Here is a 19,127-nt window from a genome sequence, read left to right as displayed (position 1 = left end):
GTAATTGGAGTTTCAGTGAAGCGACAAGTGAATGAGACCCCATGAGTTTAGCCTACCTAAATGATTGGATTGAATGAGTGCTGTCAACAAAGCTGCGGATTCAAGTACAAAGGGTAATAAAGTAACTTCGAATCAAGAGGCCCCCATGGCCTCTTTTTAATTGCATCATGGCAGGTGAACGATGACCCCAGATCATACCTTACTGACCGCTCGGTTAAGATTACGCATGATCCATGCTGATGAAAATCAACGCTTTGCTGATGCGATTAAATTCTCCCCTTCTCTCTACCCATGGCTTGATTGGTGTCATTTAGCATTCACCGTTGAAGAAGCAACAGATTTTCTGATGCATACCCGCTTAAACTGGTTGAAAAATAATGCCTACGGATTTGGTATCTACCATCAACAAACCGATGATTTTATTGGTATGGTGGCATTAACTGATCTATCACTTAGCTTCAATATGGGAACGATTGGTTATTGGATATGCGACCAACACCAATCAAACGGTTATGCCAAAGAAGCTCTGTTAGCCCTCATTAATTTTTGCTTCACCGAATTACGTCTTACTCGTCTTGAGTGTATCTGTGACCCTGACAATATTGCCAGTCATCATGTCGCGTTAAATTGCGGAGCAGAAAAAGAAGGGCTGGCTCGTAATCGCTATTTATTCGAAGGAAAGCCGAAAGATGGAATCGTATTTTCTTTTATTCCAGATTAATGTTCACTGTATAAGTAAGAATGATCATATAATTAGCGAGATTTGTATAACGAAACAAATACAAAAAAGCCCATTATAATGATGGGCTTTCATTTTAGATAATTAAATCGCGATGACTCTTAGTGCAGCTTAAGATTTGGACGTAACACTCGGTTAATTCGCCCTACTAACATCATCAAGCCAGTTTTAAAGCAGCCGTGTAAAGCCATTAGGTGCATACGGTAGAGTGATATGTATACGACTCGCGCAATACGACCTTCAATCATCATAGAACCTTTTGTTAAGTTGCCCATTAAGCTACCCACGGTAGAAAAGCGGCTTAATGACACAAGTGAACCATGATCTTTATAAGTATACGCTTTCAATGCATGACCATTAATTTGTGCCACAATATTGCGATAAGCCAAACTTGCCATTTGGTGTGCAGCTTGAGCACGAGGAGGTACAAAAGATCCATTCTTTTGCTGGCAAGAGGCTAAATCACCAATCACATAAATATCATCATCACGTGTTGATTGTAGTGTATCTTTCACGATCAACTGATTGATCCGATTGGTTTCTAAACCTGCGATATCTTTCATAAAATCAGGCGCTTTAATACCTGCCGCCCATACCATTAGTTGAGCAGGAATACGCTCACCGTCTTTGGTAATTAAGCCTTGTTCATCCGCTTTCGTCACCATAGTCGCAGTACGAACATTTACGCCTAACTTTGTTAACTCACTGTGTGCTGCTGATGAAATTCGTGGTGGTAACGCAGGTAAAATACGCTCCCCCGCTTCAACTAGGTTCACGTTCAATTTACTTGAATCTAAATCTTCAAAGCCGTATGTGTGCAGCTCTTTAATTGCATTATGCAGTTCAGCAGACAGCTCTACGCCGGTTGCCCCACCACCAACAATCGCGATATCCACTTTGCCATCACCATGTTTCGCATGAAGCTTTAAGAACAAGTTATTCATTTCTTTACGGAAACGGTGTGCTTGCTCTGGGCTATCTAAAAAGATGCAGTTTTCTTTTACGCCAGGAGTATTAAAATCATTTGATTTAGAGCCAATCGCTAATACCAGAATATCGTATTCAATTTCACGGCTCGGGATCAGCAGATCATTATTCTCATCCTTGATTTCACTTAGTGAGATAACTTTACGCTCACGGTCAATACCATCTAGACTACCCATTTGAAAATCAAAATGATGATTTTTGGCATGAGCACGATAACTTAATGCATCCACACCTTCATCCAGAGAACCGGTTGCCACTTCATGTAATAATGGCTTCCATAAGTGACTTCCGTTACGGTCTACTAAAGTAATACTCGCGCGTCTCTTACGACCTAATGTTCGACCTAATTTTGTGGCAAGCTCTAAACCACCAGCACCACCACCTACTACAACGATTCGCGTCATCAGACACTCCTAAATATATAAAGATAAAATTGATTCAGCCCAGTCTCTACTAAACTCAACTGATAAATTCTTCATGTTTTTCGATACGATGAGGTTTAGCGTGTAGACTAAACCTAAAAAGGTCACCTTTGAGATGATGAAAAAGTTGTATGTATCGGTGAGATCAAATTGTGACGTAACGGTTATTTTTCATTCTATTTATTGGTAAAATTTGATCTAGCTCATTATATCCAGACCTAAAGTAGGATCAATAGAAAGTGACGATTAATAAAAAAGAGCCAATTATTAGCTCTTCTTTATAGTAACAATTTGTAATTAGGGTATACCCAGTCAGTTGAATAGATAAATTAAGATTGTTTGAAGGCTTTAATCATTTGCAAGTGTTGAGAGATTTTCTTAAATTTATGTTTTTCAGCGTCATCCCATATCACCTTGTAGTATGGCGATAATGCCTCATAGCTATCTTGATTATCTCTGATTTCATCATTGCGAGATAAAAATACTAAGCAGTTATCTTTATTTTTCTCGCGATAATCTTTAATGCATTTAGTCGCGATATCAGAATATTCTTCAGGGCGATCTATACGACCTTGCATATTATCTTCTGGGTTGAGATTAGGATTGAAAATAGCTTGTTTAATGCCACATAGGAAGCCGATGCGTTCTGACCAGTAACCGCCTAGGCCAACGCCACAGATAAGCGGTGATGAGTCATCAGTTTGCTCAACCACTTTAGTCACTTCTTTTAACAAGTGCTGCATATCATGTTTCGGGTGAAGTGTACTGTAATTGATAAAGCGAACATCTTCATCGATGAATTGAAGCTGTAATACTTTTTCATGATTCCCTGGGCTTGTGCTATCAAAGCCATGTAAATAAATAATCATTGAACCATCCTCAGTTCTCGTTCGATAATTTAATCTACCATGAATAGTATGGTTTATTAATGAAGATATTAAGAAAAGTGACCTATGTTCGCTCTTCCGACCAGAATACTACGATTCAGACAATTCTAACTGCTGAGTTAACACTTCGATCGCTTGCTTATCTGATGCTCGCTGATGTATAGAAAAGTTTACTTGATGCCACAGCAACGCCATAAAGCGTAAATATGGTAACCATTCTTCTACAATAACAATGAATTGGGTCTTATCGATATCTAAACGACTAAGCGCCAAATAACATTCAACACTGTCTTCAACATTAAGTTGTTCAGCTAAAATCGTCGTCGCTAAATCGACCACAGGGCTAGCAATTGCTGCATATTCCCAGTCAATCACCACTAACCCTAAATCAGGCTTTTGGATAATATTATAGCGACCTAGATCAAAATGGCAGAGACAAGGCGCTAAAATTGATTCTGTACGATTTTTTAACTCATTATATTGCTGATAAAAAAGCTCAAACCACTGCTGATAACGCTGTGTTTGTTGTTGACTCGGTAATGCCTGCCAATAGTTTGCAATACAACATTGATAATCGAAAATAGGCAAGGAATGAACTTGAAGAATCGGATATTGATGAAGAGAAACGAGGCACTTCATCACAAGCAATGACAATGGTGCATTATGTTGCTCCATTAAAGTCACGCCATCTACCCACTCGACCAATAAGCCTTGTGGTAATAAGGCTTTAGCATTTGGTGATAAATCAAAGCTTTCAAGTGCATTGAGAATTTCGAATTCATTGGAACGGTTTATAGAAAAGAATTGAGTAGAAATAGAATGTGGCCGCCATACATACTGACGACCACATGAGGTAGTGATTTTCCAACACTGGTTGGTTAATCCACCTTGTAATGGTTGAATATTTGAAATACTTTCAGGCCACTGAGCTTGTAGATCGATTAAGCTTGAATCTTGCTTAATGTAGTGTTCTTTCAAACCCATGATCCTGACATTACTTAAGTATAAACAATATTACAGACCAAATAGACTTTTCGACTTTTGCTTACGGATTTCAGTTTCATCAGCCCATTCGATCAGACCCGTTTTTAAATCCATTAAACGCATTGTCATTTTGTAGTAAACATCTTTATTATTACCTGCTTCTTTAACAATGCTAGATAAGTTGCCATATAACATGTATTGAGCACCCATCATTTGACCAAACTTAATTGCACTTGTTTGATCAACTAATTCATCGTTATTTTGGAAGTTAAGTTGCTTACGAACATCTTCTACTTTGGTCATATCAACAAAACGAAACTTACCAGAATTCAACATCTTGGTGCTCACTGAGTCAGTGATTGATTCTGTATCGATATGCTCGCTGGTTTTGTTTCGAATACTATCCACGTAAGCAATCGGACGGCCTTTAATCGCGGCAACTGAGCCAGAAGAAAGCATACTATCTACCATCTCATTAGCGATTTTTTGTAAATCTGTTGAACCAAAATCTACGGTTGTTGTTTCAGCAGCGTTAGCATCACCATACTGAACCTTGTTAGAACAACCACCCAGAATGACTGCTAAACCTATTAATGCAATTGCCGTTTTCTTCATGTGTTACTTCCTTTGATTAATCTTGTGGGCGAATTTGAATACGAAAATCAGTCGCATTCGGGTTCACAGACACTTCACTTAAAGTCATTGATTCATATCCGCGTAGAATAAATTGACGCCAAGCACCTTGCTTTGCATTCACTTCCAGACCTTGGTCATCATACCAATAAAAGCGGTATTGAAGATTTTGTGTATCTTGAGAGTTATTGGTAATTTTCACCAAACCGCGAGTATTACCATTATTTTCCTGAGTGTCGATATTATCAATCGTCAGGTCATCATCTAACGCAGAATCACTGTATAAAACTTGTTGGCTGGCACTATCGATGCGCAATCCTGCAGTATTGCTACTTGAACATCCAGCTAATGCCACTAGGCCTAAGCCTGCTACTAACCATTTTTTCATCGAATTGCTCCTAATTGTTTGTGCCAAATTGTCATTGCATTCCCTTGGCGTGAAAGCCAGACAAAGGTACGTTGATTCTTTTTGATATCAATTGCATATTGTTCACCACCCACAGAGATAGTATGTTGTCCTGCTGTCAAATATGCACTACTACTAAACACCTGAGCAGGTAATGTTTGCCAACTGCGAGTATCCGGTTGCTCTGTCACAACATTCCAGATATTCACTAAAGTACTAGATATACCTGAATCATCGGCTTTCGCCGCTTGGTATCTTAACTGATCTTTAGTATATAACCTTAAACCTTGTTTAAGAACCATCGCTGGAATACGTTCACTCAAATCATTTTGTGCCATCAAGTTTGTATCGGCTAAAATACTCGATTTTAATGGATCACCATCTAAGGTTGCCGGTGAGAAGTTCTGTACTTTGACGTTTTTATAAACTGGCAACGCTACACTATAAAACTTGGTTTTACCTGAGCTATCCCATATCGGCAAAGATAAACGCCAATTTCCACGCTGAGCCACAATTCCTCGCTCATCTACAATTATAACCTGCCCATAACCTTGCGGTACCGATTTAGGTTCATCATATTGCTTGAGTAGAGAATTAAGGTCTTGACGCATCCCTAACCGCTTAGCTACTCGAATGGTTGCATCAATAATTTCTCGGTTATTAGGATTGACCGCTAATGCACGTTTATAGTCAATATAAGCATCATTTAGTTGATTGTCAGCCTCATAGAGCACCGCTGACAAATACAGCAAATAACCATTTTGGACAGCCTGCAAGGTTTTACCTGCATCTGGATATTGCGAAAGAATACTGCCTAAGTTTGGCTGTACTCCATTATTTTTCATATTTTGTTGAGCCTTTTTCAGCTCATCTTCTCGACGCTTTTTAGCTTTTTCCTGAACCTGATTTGCTTGGCGCATTTCAACCAATGCGCCTTGCAAATCGTTTTTCTGTAAGTAGTTTAACCCTAAGTATAAATGCAAATAGCCTAATTCATAATCAGCAGGTTCATAAGTGGTTAAATTATCATTAGTCGCCAAAGAGCCCGCTTGATTCGCACTTTCTGAAAGTGAAACCGTAGCACGATCGTTTAACACTCTTACCGCTTTGTCACTTAGCTGAAAAGCGGTAAAGCTACTCGGATAGTTTTCAGCAAGAAAAGACACTCGACCCTTTTCCATATTACTTAAAACTGGCCCACCAACCTCAGATTCCACCAGTTCCGATTCCGCACTTTTATAATCGCCACTTTCAACATCTTTATAGACGTCTTCATTTTGTGCCGAGTAATGACTAAATAAGCCCCCCACCGAAAGATTGGCACAGGCACTCAATGTCATGCTAAAAAATACAGCCAAACTGGCTTTAACCACTTTATGCCAAGGCATCACATCCATGTTTTTTAAGATTAGAATTTGCATTAATTTAATCACGTTTACGGTTATTCAGTTCGCTTAAAAGCCTAAAAACCATACCCAAAATAATTGGAGTTGCGATGAGGCGACAAATGAACTGGGGGCCCATAAGCATAGATAACCTATGACTTTCTTGAATAAAACGATAGGGGGCAAATGAACCCGCCAACAAAGCTGCAACTTCAAGTATAAAGGGTATTTAGTTAACTAGCATTGGCCCTAGAGGCTCACCACCAACTAAATGCATGTGGATGTGATAAACCTCTTGCCCACCATGGGCATTACAATTCACAATTAAACGGTAACCATTTTCAGCAATGCCTTCTTGCTTGGCAAGCTTCTTCGCAACAGTAAACAAACGGCCCATCACCAATTCATCTTCTTCTTCAACATCGTTAGTCGTTGGGATCAGCTTATTCGGTATAATTAAAATATGGCTTGGTGCTCTTGGGTTGATATCACGAAAGGCAGTAACTAGGTCATCTTGATACAACATATCGGAAGGAATTTCTTTATTAATGATCTTAGTAAATATTGTTTCTTCAGCCATTTTAATCTCCAACTGCCATCGTGTTTAATGAGTTTATTTGAATATCCTCAAGATCGAGAATTCATCGCTACCATCTTGAAGTGACTTGAGTATCTAAGTATGCGCTAAGCATCGTGAGATAACAATATTTTATCTACTTACAGAAAGATTTAGGCAACTGATATTTCAAGTGAAAATCAACTCACTCTCATTTTATTTTGGAACCTCTACTCTTTTTTGTAGTCTAGTTAATACAGCAATAAATAGGGTTAATACTTGTTATTGTAAAAATGTAGCTACATATTAAAGGTAGAGCCTAAATCACTGAACTTTTCAATTTTCAAACATTTATATCTACACAATGTGATTATATGGGCCTATAAACGTTTCGACGACTTACCTTTCTTGTGTCATGTTCAGAAAGCCACACCAAAGGTTAGTCGTTGATTTCATTAGCAACAAAGATTAGCGACATACGCTACAAAGGAATAACCATGGCGGTTCATATTGGAATCATAGATCAAGACCCTGTTCGTTTAATTACCCCACTTTTAGATAACCGTTCTGAATGCACACACATGGTATTCATTGGTGATGATGCCCAACGAGGCATGTATCAAAGGCTACAACAAGTGCTTGAGTCTCGAAAAATTAGCTCTGAATTTTTTGAAATCCCTAGTGCTGTCAATACTTCCGAGATCAAAACAAAAGTTAAAGAGCTTGCTGAACAACTCATCACACGTAATGAGCAGATCTACCTCAATGCTAGCTGCGGTTTAAGGCACCGTTTATTATCAGTTTATGAAGTCATCCGTAGCTACAATTGGCCTATTTTCGTCGTCGAGCCTTTCAGTGATAGTCAATGTTGGCTTTACCCAAATGATAAACCAGAACAACAAGTTCAAGACCATATTCGTATTAGCGATTATCTCACTATTTTTGGTGCTCGTAGTGAATTCCCAACCCATGAAATCCCTGCCCCTCTCGATGCAAAACTGCATGAATTAGGCCAACGCTGGGCGAGTAACGCATTAGAATTGGGTCCTGGTCTTGCCACTTTAAACTATTTAGCAACCACTTGCCGTAAAGAACAGAAACTCGATGTAGCACTGACCGAAAAACAACAAGGCTACAAAGAGCTTGATTGGCTCATTTCTGATTTAGTCGATATTCAACTCGCCACCTATCAAAATGGGGTTCTTGAGTTTTTTAGTGAAGATGCGAGGCGTTTTTCCAATGGTGAGTGGTTAGAAAACCTTGTGCACAATACGGTACGAAAAATTCAAGATGAACTCCCTACCATTCAAGATCATTCATTAAACGTGCAAGTTTATCGTGAAAGTGGTGCTCGAGAAGTCCGTAATGAATTGGATGTCGCCACCGTGGTTAATAACAAACTACATATCATTGAATGTAAAACCAAAGGCATGCGTGATGATGGTGATGACACGCTTTATAAATTGGAATCATTACGAGACTTGCTTGGCGGCTTACAAGCGCGCGCGATGTTGGTGAGTTTTCGTCCATTACGCCATAACGATATTTCTCGGGCCCAAGACTTAGGTTTAGCGTTAATTGGCCCAGAAGAATTAAAAGATTTAAAAACCCACCTAACCGCTTGGTTTAATGAAGCCGGCGGACAAATAGAAAAGTTATAACGAAGTAAATAATTTGGATATAAAAAAGCCCAGATAGACTTATTTAATACTTGTCTATCTGGACCCTGGGTTAGTTTTGGCTCACAAATCAGAACACGATTTAAAGCATTTTTCTCGCCGCTTCCACGACCACTTTAATCGAGTTAATTTCCGTTTGTTTTAATTTCTCATGATCTGGAATTTCATCTTGGCTACGGTTTACAATAACCCCCGCAACACAACCGGCTTTCAGACCTGAGCTCGCACACATGGTTAATAAAGTGGCCGATTCCATTTCGAAGTTTAATACACCCATTTCCTGCCATTCTTTCATTGAACCTTGGAAACGAGAAACCACGCGCCCTGTGAATGTATCGTAACGCTCTTGGCCTGGATAGAAAGTATCACTTGATGCAGTAACGCCAGTATGAACCGTACAGCCTGAATCAATCGCGGCTTGTTTCATTGCGGTTGCCACATCAAAGTCAGCAACGGCAGGGAACTCCATCGGCGCAAAGTGTAGACTAGCACCATCAAGACGAACCGAACCTGTCGTTACAATCATGTCACCAACATTAAGATGCGGCTGAATTGCTCCAGTAGTACCGACACGTAAGAAAGTACGAACGCCTAATTGAGCTAACTCTTCCACTGCAATCGAAGTTGAAGGGCCACCAATACCAGTAGAACACACCACCACAGGCTTACCCTCTAGTTTGGCGCGAAACACGGTATATTCACGGTGGCTGGCTAAGAACTCAGGCTCATCCATTAAATTTGCAATTTTTTCAACGCGAGCGGGGTCACCTGGAATAATGGCTAAAGTTGCGCCGTTAAGGTCTTGTTTATTTACACCTAAGTGAAAAACATTTTGAGTATCTGTTGGTGCCACGATGTGCTCCTTACTTTTACTAGAAAGTGAATAACTGGGAGACGAACAACCGAATAAGAATAGTCATTCTTCTCTAAAAAATCATTGTCGCCACTCTAATCGAGAACATCTTACAAATAAGTGACGCCAATCACACCAATAATGAAACATAAATTTAATTAATCACAGAAAAACGATTGGCATCACAAAAAATCAAGGTGTAACGATGAAAAAGGCCGCACTTTACATGCGACCTCGTTAACTATTCTATCCACTCAAACTATCTATGATTTTGAAAATCAGACTGGATGCTTAAAGCAATTATCTAAATTATCACTCACTGCTTTTAGTACTTCACGACGAGAAATAATACCCACCAGTTTTTTATTTTCTACGACAGGATACACTTTGGGCTTGCCTTCTTGCATCATATTAGCCAATTCAATCACTGACATCTCAGGGCTAATAGTCAAAGGTTCGGTCCGCATACAATCACCAACCACATGAGTATCTTGGCAATGGTAACTGACTTGAACTAATCGGTTAAGCAAGTCTTGTTCAGACAAAAAGCCTACCACTTCATTTCTATCGTTAACAACTGGGCCGCCGATATTAATCGCATTCAATACTTTATCCAATGCTGTAGACAACGACATATCAATAGTAAAGGTTACCGCTCTAGGGCGCATGTAATCTCGAACTTTTAATGATGGCATAAAGTACTCCTTGAGATTGTTATAATATACCTCTAAGTGTCGCCTAATTTCTTGATTTTACTAAATGGATTTAAACAATTTTATTAATAGATTATGCCAATCGGTGATCCGGCTCTCGGATTCCTTTGGCATAAACCCTATTCATTTACTGCTCATTTACTTTTTTCTCGTCTCATTTACTGGTGAGAATTGATAAAGCTCTGGGCGACGATGCTTCAGGTTAGTCACAGAACCTTCACTATGCAAAAGTTTCAGTTTCGATAAATCGACATCGGCATAGATCATCATCTCGGTATTTGGATCGGCTTCTGCAATGATTGCATCATGTGGAAAATAAACGTCGGATGGTGAAAATACTGCAGATTGGGCATATTGAATGTCCACGTTATCCACACGAGGTAAGTTACCGACGCTACCACTGATCGCGACATAACATTCATTTTCAATCGCTCGCGCCTGAGCACAAATACGCACTCGTAAATAACCATTTTTAGTATCAGTCCAGAATGGAACAAACAGAATTTGTACGCCTTGCTCAGCGAGCATACGACCTAGTTCTGGGAACTCCACATCATAACAAATCAAAATACCCACTTTACCGGCATCGGTTTCAATCACTTTAACTGTATTGCCGCCTTCAATAACCCAATCCCATTCTTCATGTGGGGTAATGTGTATTTTGTATTGCTCTTCGATGCTTCCGTCACGGTGTAACATGTATGCAACATTGTACATCTTTCCGTTTTGCTGAATAGGCAGACTACCAGCAATGATATTGATGTTATACGTCACCGCTAAGTGAGAAAAACGCTGAATAATTTCATCCGAGTATTCGCTCAAGTAACGCATCGCTTCTACAGAACGTAGATCGGAAGCAAGGCCCATTAGCGGAGCACTGAAAAATTCTGGGAATAACGCAAAGTCAGACTGGTAGTTTGCAAGAGAAGTAATAAAGAATTCCGCTTGATTGACCAGATCATCTAGCGACATCACATGGCGCATTTGCCACTGCACAACCCCAATACGGACAATGCTTTTTTCTGTTCCATGAATCGAGTCAACCTCTTCTTCATAAAAAATATTATCCCACTCAAGTAACGTACCATAACCTTGTGATTTGTCGTCTTCGGGTAAGTAGCCACGCATTAGACGCTTAATATCAAAATCATTAGAAAGCTGGAAAGACAAGATTGGATCATGAATTTCTTGGCGCTTGACCTTATCGATATATTCACTAACTCTCATTTGATCGGAATATTGCTTAAAACCTGGAATTCGGCCACCGGTCAAAATCGCTTTTAAGTTATTCGCTCGGCACATTTCTTTACGCGCTTCATATAAACGACGACCTAAACGTAAGCCTCGATAATCAGGATGCACAAAGACATCTAACCCGTATATCGCATCCCCTTTCGGGTTATGCTGAACAACATCATTGGCATTAACCAAATCGCTATTCTTATGTGGCAAACTAAAGCGACTATAATCCACCTTCATCGTCAACGCCGCGCCAATCATTTTTCCGCTGTCTTCAATACAGATTTGCCCATCTGGAAATTGAGTCACCAAATCCATAATGGTCGACTCTGGCCAAGCCCCACCCACATCAGGGAAGACGAGATCCATCAAGGCTGCCAGTTCTTGATAATCGTCAGGAGTAAGAGTTCGTAAATTTAACAACGGTGTATTATTTTCATCCATAAATTTTTTTCTCCAATCAAATTATTAATTCCATTATGCGACTTATACCCAAGTAACTTCAAGATGCGAGTTTCAGCAAGAATAAAACAAGCCCTATACTGCATCTTGAAGTTACTTGGGTATATATTAATACTATTCTAGTCGTGTTATTCACGTTCGTTACGATAGGCACACCAAACAGCATTAATTTTCAACAATCTTGCAAATTATGGTTATTATTCAATCATTGCTTTGCTATCATGCACTTATCTAATTTCCCAAGCCTTCCTTTAAAACCTTATGAAAAAAATGCTCTATTCCCTTTTTCCGGGGAATCAACCTGATCAAACGTCAGTATCTTTGTTGTTTACCTGCTTTTTTGTAGGTATTGCAGGGGCATTTACCATGCCTACTATGAGTTTGTTTATCTCCGAAGAAGTTGGCGCTCGCCCTTTTCTCATTGGGGTGTTTTTTATGGTGATGACGGTTTCAGGAGTATTGGTAAGCCAAGTAATTGGTTGGTGGTCCGATCAAGGGGTAGATCGTAAAAAGCTCATTCTAATTTGTAATATGATGGGAGCGATAGGTTTTATCGTTTTTGCATTTAACCGTAACTACTGGGTTTTACTCGCTACATCGGCTATTTTTATCAGCACAACATCGGCTTCTATCCCTCAAGTTTTTGCACTTGCTAGAGAAATTCTAGATCGAAGAACGCACACGTCCGAAACCTTTAGCTCACTGCTCAGGGCGCAAATCTCTCTTGGTTGGGTAATAGGCCCACCGATTGCATTTTTCATTGCAACGGGCATCGGTTTTACCCAATTGTTCTTGCTTGCCGCTAGTATGTTTATCGTTTTATGTTTAGTTACGCATTTTACGCTGCCACAAATTGAACCGACACCGAAACAGAACCAATTTGATCCTAATGATTCAATTTGGCGTGATAAAAATATTTTGCTATTGGCTCTGTCATTCGTGTTTATGTACTGTGCTAACAATATGTACATCATTAGTATGCCGCTATATATCACTCATGAAATGAACTTAGACTCATCGGCTGCCGGCATTATGATGGGAACGGCTGCATTCATTGAAATCCCAATCATGCTGTTATCTGGTCGTTATGCCCTGCGCTTTGGTAAGAAGCGAATCATTTCCGTAGCCGTATTAGCAGGTAGCTTGTTTTATATTGGAATTATTTTGAACACTAGCTTTATCGGTTTTGTTTTCTTGCAACTTCTAAACGGAATTTTTATTGGTGTTACCGCAGCATTGGGCATTTCATATTTCCAAGATTTGAAACCAAAGAAAATGGGACAAATCACAACACTTTATTCAAATGCGATTAAAACAGGAGGGGTATTAGGGGGTGTTTTTGCCGGAACAATTGCTGACCTTTACAGTTTCCAAGCCGTATTTTGGGCATCTCTGATCCTCACTGCTCTCGCTTTTGTAACCATATTAAAAGTTCAAGATAGATAACACTAATCGCAATAAACGTTCGTACTAAATCGAAAAAAGCCAGAGTAACTCACTTACTCTGGCTTCGAATTAATAACACTAGAAGATTTATATTGTTTCTATAGTTTTAGTAACTTCAATTCTTACTTGATGTTGACCTGTTGTATATGCTTCTTGTTTCATGATAACGCTGTCAGTTCCGTGTTCTTTCTATAACTTGATCGCCTAAACGAAAATCATATTCCTCTAGTTGAACATTTACTGGCTCAACTGAAAGTTATAATAATGAAATATAAAACGGGCGAACAACCTCCATTGCTAGTGGTTTCATCCAAGTTTTTTCTTCCTTGAGTAAAGTCGCATCATTGTTACCCAAAGACATGAGAAATTTTCTACATTCTACAATCAAAAACAACATATCATTATTCTTTATAAAGTTTATATTAGGGGGATATTTGGTTACATTGATAGCGATTGAGCTTTGAGGAACATTTTATGCAGAAGGCATTAGTGGTTGAAGGTGGCGCGATGCGTGGTATCTTTTCCGCTGGAATTTTAGATCAATATATTGATGATAATTATAACCCCTTTGATTTTTGTATTGGGGTATCTGCTGGTTCAACTAGTTTAGCTTCATGGCTTGCGCAACAAAAAAATCGAACCTATAAAGTCATTACTGATTATTCTTGTCGCCCAGAATTCATTAATTTTAAACGTTTTGTTCGTGGTGGGCATTGGCTTGATCTTGATTGGTTATGGGACATCACGATTAATGAAATTCCCATTGATATTGATCTGCTCCACCAGCAACCAACTCCATTGTATGTCGTCACGACCGATATTTATACTGGTCAAGCACACTACATTCAATCAACGCCAGACAATGTTATCGAGCTATTGAAAGCCTCTTGTTCCGTCCCGGTTGCTTATCGCAACTATCCCGTAATAAATGGTATTCCAATGACCGATGGTGGGGTTGCCGATTCCATTCCCGTTGAACAAGCTTACAAGATGGGCGCAAAAGAAATCACAGTGATTTTATCTCGGCCACTTGGATATCAAAAAAAGCCATCCCAAATGCCTTGGTTAACCCGTAAATTTTTAGCTCAAAACCCAAAACTTGCTGAAGCGGCATTAAAACGTGCCGAAAACTACAATAAAAGCATCAAATTTATTCAGTTTCCACCAAAAGATTGCACCATTCATGTCCTTGCGCCACCAGATGATTTCCCAGTTGGTCGCTTAACTAAAAAGAAAGCAAAGCTGGATAGTGGTTATCAAATGGGTATTCAAGCAGCCAAAGCACAAATGAAAGTATGATTTCACGCTTTTAATACAATAAGATTGCATAAATAAAAGCGTGAACTTATCTTAAACACATGTTTGACTTTTAAGGATAAGAGTAATGAATCACTTACTTGATGGCTTCCCAGTAGTAACCGAAATCACTGTGGCTTGGGGAGAAATGGATGCACTACAACACGTTAATAATGTGACGTATTTTCGCTATTTTGAAACTGCGCGAATTGATTATTTTAAGCACATCGATTTAATGGAAAATATCGCCATTACTCAAGTCGGTCCCGTGGTAGCAGAGACCAATTGTCGCTATAAAATACCCGTTACTTTTCCAGATACTCTATTAGTCGGAACAAAAATCACGGATTTACAAGATGACCGTTTCACCATGAAATATCAGATAGTCAGTAAGAAGTTCAATAAAGTGACCACTCTAGGCAGCGCTACCATAATGATGTTTGATTTTAAAACCAATCAAAAAGTCAATTTAACACCAGAAATTTTAGCGACCATTCAGCAATTGGAAAACCTGCGTTAAGTCTAACGACCATTATAATTTTTACAGGGTAGCATCAGTTACCCTGATATCATTTTTACTTGGGTATATATTACATCCTTACATTCTAATTTCGAAAAACCTCCCTTTTCTCACTCAAAATTTCAAAACAAACAAGCTAATTACCGTAAATAACCGTAGACTAGATTTATATCCAAATTACTTAGATATACGCATAATTATTAAAGGAATATGCCATGAACTATCCTCTTGATCTGATATTCGATAACATCGTCCCTGTTGTCCTGTTTATTCTTGTTGTTGTCATATTAAAAAGCAGCATTAAATTTGTGCCACAAAACCAGGCTTGGGTGGTTGAGCGATTTGGTAAATTCCAATCCACAAAAGTCGCCGGTATTAACTTCATTATCCCTTTTATTGATCGTATCTCAGCAGTTCGCAGCTTGAAAGAACAAGCTCAAGACGTGCCTTCTCAATCAGCCATTACTCGCGATAACATTTCGTTAGTGGTTGATGGCGTACTGTATTTCCGTGTGCTTGATGCTTATAAAGCCACTTATGGTGTGGATGACTATGCTTTTGCGGTAACTCAGCTAGCTCAAACGACGATGCGCTCTGAACTCGGTAAAATGGAATTAGACAAAACCTTTGAAGAGCGTGACGTACTCAATACCAACATTGTTTCGGCAATTAACGTTGCAGCAGAACCTTGGGGTATTCAAGTTCTACGTTATGAAATTAAAGATATTGTGCCGCCACAATCTATCATGGAATCGATGGAAGCTCAGATGAAAGCCGAACGTGTTAAACGTGCACAAATTCTAGAATCGGAAGGCGATCGCCAAGCGGCAATCAACGTTGCAGAAGGTAAAAAACAAGCGCAAGTACTGGCAGCAGAAGCAGATAAAACTGAACAAATTTTAAAAGCCGAAGGTGAAGCCAAAGCCATTATTGCCGTGGCAAACGCGCAAGCCGAAGCGCTGAAAACCGTAGGTGATGCCGCTAATACCGAAGAAGGTCAAAAAGCCATTCAGCTAGATTTGGCAACGAAAGCGATTGAAGCAAAACATGCAATTGCCAAAGAGTCTTCGGTTGTACTACTCCCAGACAGCGGCACCGATGCAAGTTCACTGGTTGCGCAAGGAATGTCTATTATTCATTCACTGAACAAACAAAATAAGGCTTAACTATGGATTGGATTGTGAGCTACTTACCACAAGTATTAATGGCGGTTGGCGTGATTGCGCTGATTGTTGAAGTGGTAGTGTTAGGCTTTGCCACTTTCATCTTTTTCTTTATTGGTCTCTCGTTGGTTATTAGCGGTTTTTGCATGTATATCGGCTGGATTGATGCCACCATTCATTATGCAATTTGGACCAATATAATCTTAACCATCGTATTTGCCGTTGTGTTATGGAAGCCATTTAAGCAATTGCAAAATAGGCAAACCAAGCAAAACTACCAATCTGATTTTGCTCAACAAACTTTTGTACTAAAAGGTAATGTCGATGCTAATACCGATGATGTCACTCACGCTTATTCTGGCATTCAATGGAAAGTTCGCAGCGAGCAACCTTTGATGGAAGGACAGAAGGTTAAAGTGGTAAAAATGGAAGTCGGTATTATGTGGGTTGAGGCAATTAACGAATAACCGCATTTAGTCGATTAACTAAGTTGGTTATATCGCATTAATTAACGCACAAAAAACCAAAAAGCGATGAACCCATCATCGCTTTTTAGTTACTACAGTCATTAAGTTATTCTCAACAAGAGACTCTCACCAAGAGATTGTCACCCATCAAGCTTAATAGGTACCGCTTGAGACGCTGAAATAACCTCGAATTGAAATAATAGGTAATATTAAACTGGCTTTAATCAAGCATGGAAGAATAGAAATCAATATGTCGAACAATATCTATCAGGAAGACATTTATCTCGCAGGCGGTTGCCTATGGGGAGTACAAGAGTTTATTCAATACTTGCCAGGTGTGATCGCAACCGAAGCAGGCCGTGCCAATGGCAGTAGCAACACGACTCAATCAGACTACGATGGCTATGCAGAATGCGTTCGCACAACTTTTGATCCTAGTGTAGTGAGCATTGAACAGATCTTAGAGGGGTTATTTGAAATCATTGACCCGTACAGCTTAAATAAGCAAGGCCAAGATGTGGGAGAAAAGTATCGCACCGGCATTTATAGCAAGGAATCTCATCATTTAGATGCAACGATTGAATATATCCAACAGCGTGCTGACAGCGACAAAATCGTAGTCGAAGTATTGCCTTTAACTAACTACGTCGCCAGTGATGAAGAGCACCAACATAGGCTCAGCCTACATCCAGAAGATCATCACTTATGCCATATACCGTGGAACTTATTACATAAATACAAAAATGACTAAACCTAGGAACCAGGAACCAATAGTCCCTTATTCCCCCATCACTGCGATTCGTTGATCTTTGCATTCATACGATGCCATTTCAAACTCTCGACAAATCCACGGGCGGTTTTCATAAATGGTACACATATAGGTTTCGCGATCTAGTGCCGAACACCAACCATCATCCAAACGGAGCATAGTTTCTCCGCCCCACTGATCATACGAAATATACTCGTCTGGAACACCGGTTTCACTAATGATCATCACTTCTAAGCGACAACAACAAGCTTGGCAGTTTGAACAGGTGACTTCAGGAGTAGTGATATCTTTGATTGGAATAGTCATTCAGATCTTAATTGGAGGCAATGTGGGGATTGTACGCGAAATTCATAACTAAGTAACTTGAGTATAAAAATAAAAAATCTGAGCTCAACACTACCGGTTCCTCTTCGTCAGTTAAGAAAAGCTAATCCTCTAACGCTTCCAACTTGGTACTGTCACCGTGAAACTTCTCACGCAGTTTTTTTGAATAATGGGATATAAGGCTAAGAACAATAATGTACCGGAAAGTAGCATGTAAAATAACGACTTATTTATAACAATTTCGCTGTAAACCTATCACTCGATAAAGAGGGTGAAAAGTCGCTTGAACACTACAGTTCTAGCTGTTACTTTCTTTCCATTATTCTTGAATACGGTTTTTCCTTTTGAAAGCAGTTCTGTCAATTATTTTCATTGTCATCACCTTATCGTCTCCCAAACTCTTGGCCACTGAAATTGCTATCGGCATACAAGCCACAATAAATAGTATTGATATTCAAAATCCAACAGATAGTGAAAAAACCATTGCCCGCATGACCAGCGACATAATGTATTATCCAACAGTATCGATCTTGTCGGACGCGTACTACTTTTACAAAGACTCGAACGTTGGCATTCAATTACAATTTGATTGGAGTATATTCAAAGCTGATAAGCAAGAAGTTAGCGGAAATGATACCGATCTTGATTTAGGAACATCGATATCGGGCTACGCCCTATCGAGTGTACCACTTATCTTTTACCACTTTAACCGACACAACCGTAATGAATGGAATGTAAAGCTAGGGACAGGGTTGGGGCTTGGGTACTTAAAGCTCAAAGGGGATTACCAGATCACGGATATAAAACATCCCGATTACGGACAGAAAAAAGAAGCAAGTATGGATAAGATAGGGCTTTCAGTCGGTGTCTACCTAGAAGCAAGTAAAAAAAATCATATTCTCTCGATTTACAACTTTAGCCCTGTCACTCAAAGTGGTCATTCACGATTCGAAGAATATAATTTTTTCTTATCTTATAAGTATCGCATTAACATTGTTGATATCCTCCCTTAACTCATTCGCTAAGAGATTCCCATTACATACACAAGCCCACTCAAGTAGGCTTGTGTATTGTGCTAGCACAACGACAACTAAGCAAAAAATAGAACGGATATTTGTTAGACAATAACGATTTAATGAATAGCTTTTAGTCAAAAGAATGAAACAGGCTCAAAAAACCTGCCTTATTATAACATTC

20 protein-coding genes are annotated in these 19,127 nt (G+C 39.4%); 9 read left to right on the top strand and 11 right to left on the bottom strand.

Translation table 11 applies throughout. The features are described 5' to 3' along the window. Window positions 1-181: 181 nt before the first annotated feature. Entirely contained in the window at window positions 182-721 is a 540-nt protein-coding gene (locus tag ACN0T8_RS00550) for a GNAT family N-acetyltransferase (RefSeq protein ID WP_417878744.1), read from the top strand. A gap of 119 nt (window positions 722-840) precedes the next feature. On the opposite strand, the gene ACN0T8_RS00545 is transcribed toward ACN0T8_RS00550, so the two are convergent. The 7 genes from ACN0T8_RS00545 to hinT all read right to left on the bottom strand — a co-directional run bounded on the left by ACN0T8_RS00545 (window position 841) and on the right by hinT (window position 7,023). Beyond that, entirely contained in the window at window positions 841-2,130 is a 1,290-nt protein-coding gene (locus ACN0T8_RS00545; RefSeq protein ID WP_417878743.1) for an NAD(P)/FAD-dependent oxidoreductase, read from the bottom strand. A gap of 347 nt (window positions 2,131-2,477) precedes the next feature. After that, window positions 2,478-3,017 carry an alpha/beta hydrolase YcfP gene (ycfP, locus tag ACN0T8_RS00540; RefSeq protein ID WP_417878742.1) on the bottom strand — a complete coding sequence of 180 codons (540 nt, stop codon included), beginning with the start codon at window positions 3,015-3,017 and terminating at the stop codon, window positions 2,478-2,480. Window positions 3,018-3,125: 108 nt separating this feature from the next. Then, on the bottom strand, window positions 3,126-4,019 hold the full coding sequence (locus ACN0T8_RS00535; RefSeq protein WP_417878741.1) for a phosphotransferase: 894 nt from the start codon (window positions 4,017-4,019) through the stop codon (window positions 3,126-3,128). Between the two features lie 30 nt (window positions 4,020-4,049). Further along, entirely contained in the window at window positions 4,050-4,634 is a 585-nt protein-coding gene (gene lpoB, locus ACN0T8_RS00530) for a penicillin-binding protein activator LpoB (protein WP_417878740.1), read from the bottom strand. Between the two features lie 16 nt (window positions 4,635-4,650). Next, entirely contained in the window at window positions 4,651-5,040 is a 390-nt protein-coding gene (locus ACN0T8_RS00525; protein ID WP_237295482.1) for a YcfL family protein, read from the bottom strand. Further along, on the bottom strand, window positions 5,037-6,479 hold the full coding sequence (locus ACN0T8_RS00520; RefSeq protein WP_417878739.1) for a COG3014 family protein: 1,443 nt from the start codon (window positions 6,477-6,479) through the stop codon (window positions 5,037-5,039). Before ACN0T8_RS00520 ends, ACN0T8_RS00525 begins: the two co-directional genes overlap by 4 nt. Window positions 6,480-6,672: 193 nt before the next feature. Continuing rightward, window positions 6,673-7,023 (bottom strand): purine nucleoside phosphoramidase, encoded by a 351-nt coding sequence (gene hinT / locus ACN0T8_RS00515; RefSeq protein WP_417878738.1) that lies wholly within the window; start codon window positions 7,021-7,023, stop codon window positions 6,673-6,675. A 473-nt stretch (window positions 7,024-7,496) separates the two neighbouring features. On the opposite strand from hinT, the gene ACN0T8_RS00510 reads away from it, so the two are divergent. Beyond that, window positions 7,497-8,660, top strand: coding sequence for a Card1-like endonuclease domain-containing protein (locus ACN0T8_RS00510; RefSeq protein WP_417878737.1), 1,164 nt, complete (start codon window positions 7,497-7,499; stop codon window positions 8,658-8,660). A gap of 100 nt (window positions 8,661-8,760) precedes the next feature. Here ACN0T8_RS00510 and udp read toward each other — a convergent pair whose 3' ends face one another. From udp to ACN0T8_RS00495, 3 genes are all read right to left on the bottom strand, one after another. Beyond that, window positions 8,761-9,531 carry a uridine phosphorylase gene (gene udp / locus ACN0T8_RS00505; RefSeq protein WP_417878736.1) on the bottom strand — a complete coding sequence of 257 codons (771 nt, stop codon included), beginning with the start codon at window positions 9,529-9,531 and terminating at the stop codon, window positions 8,761-8,763. Between the two features lie 278 nt (window positions 9,532-9,809). Continuing rightward, a complete protein-coding gene (locus tag ACN0T8_RS00500; protein WP_417878735.1) occupies window positions 9,810-10,226 on the bottom strand; it encodes a CBS domain-containing protein in 417 nt (138 codons plus the stop codon). Between the two features lie 156 nt (window positions 10,227-10,382). Beyond that, the gene (locus ACN0T8_RS00495) at window positions 10,383-11,927 is read right to left on the bottom strand and encodes a GNAT family N-acetyltransferase (RefSeq protein ID WP_417878734.1); all 1,545 of its coding nucleotides are present in this window, start codon (window positions 11,925-11,927) and stop codon (window positions 10,383-10,385) included. Between the two features lie 288 nt (window positions 11,928-12,215). Here ACN0T8_RS00495 and ACN0T8_RS00490 point away from each other — a divergent pair, with 288 nt between their 5' ends. The 6 genes from ACN0T8_RS00490 to ACN0T8_RS00465 all read left to right on the top strand — a co-directional run bounded on the left by ACN0T8_RS00490 (window position 12,216) and on the right by ACN0T8_RS00465 (window position 17,588). Continuing rightward, the gene (locus ACN0T8_RS00490) at window positions 12,216-13,391 is read left to right on the top strand and encodes a sugar efflux transporter (RefSeq protein WP_417878733.1); all 1,176 of its coding nucleotides are present in this window, start codon (window positions 12,216-12,218) and stop codon (window positions 13,389-13,391) included. Window positions 13,392-13,865: 474 nt separating this feature from the next. Further along, the gene (locus tag ACN0T8_RS00485; RefSeq protein WP_417878732.1) at window positions 13,866-14,690 is read left to right on the top strand and encodes a patatin-like phospholipase family protein; all 825 of its coding nucleotides are present in this window, start codon (window positions 13,866-13,868) and stop codon (window positions 14,688-14,690) included. Window positions 14,691-14,775: 85 nt separating this feature from the next. Then, a complete protein-coding gene (locus ACN0T8_RS00480; RefSeq protein WP_417878731.1) occupies window positions 14,776-15,207 on the top strand; it encodes an acyl-CoA thioesterase in 432 nt (143 codons plus the stop codon). 215 nt (window positions 15,208-15,422) lie between these two features. Further along, window positions 15,423-16,373 (top strand): SPFH domain-containing protein, encoded by a 951-nt coding sequence (locus tag ACN0T8_RS00475; protein WP_417878730.1) that lies wholly within the window; start codon window positions 15,423-15,425, stop codon window positions 16,371-16,373. Between the two features lie 2 nt (window positions 16,374-16,375). Beyond that, a complete protein-coding gene (locus tag ACN0T8_RS00470; protein WP_237295472.1) occupies window positions 16,376-16,837 on the top strand; it encodes an NfeD family protein in 462 nt (153 codons plus the stop codon). 250 nt (window positions 16,838-17,087) lie between these two features. Next, window positions 17,088-17,588: a peptide-methionine (S)-S-oxide reductase gene (locus ACN0T8_RS00465; RefSeq protein ID WP_417878729.1), complete on the top strand. Its 501-nt coding sequence runs from the start codon at window positions 17,088-17,090 to the stop codon at window positions 17,586-17,588. Between the two features lie 27 nt (window positions 17,589-17,615). Here the strand turns inward: ACN0T8_RS00465 and ACN0T8_RS00460 are convergent, their stop codons facing one another. After that, the gene (locus ACN0T8_RS00460; protein WP_417878728.1) at window positions 17,616-17,912 is read right to left on the bottom strand and encodes a YkgJ family cysteine cluster protein; all 297 of its coding nucleotides are present in this window, start codon (window positions 17,910-17,912) and stop codon (window positions 17,616-17,618) included. A gap of 362 nt (window positions 17,913-18,274) precedes the next feature. Between ACN0T8_RS00460 and ACN0T8_RS00455 the strand changes: the two genes are divergently transcribed. Further along, window positions 18,275-18,943 (top strand): hypothetical protein, encoded by a 669-nt coding sequence (locus tag ACN0T8_RS00455; RefSeq protein ID WP_417878727.1) that lies wholly within the window; start codon window positions 18,275-18,277, stop codon window positions 18,941-18,943. Window positions 18,944-19,127: the final 184 nt, after the last annotated feature.

This window comes from Vibrio sp. (assembly GCF_048266485.1).
GTDB lineage: Bacteria > Pseudomonadota > Gammaproteobacteria > Enterobacterales > Vibrionaceae > Vibrio.
This window is presented reverse-complemented; position numbering and strand designations above follow the sequence as displayed.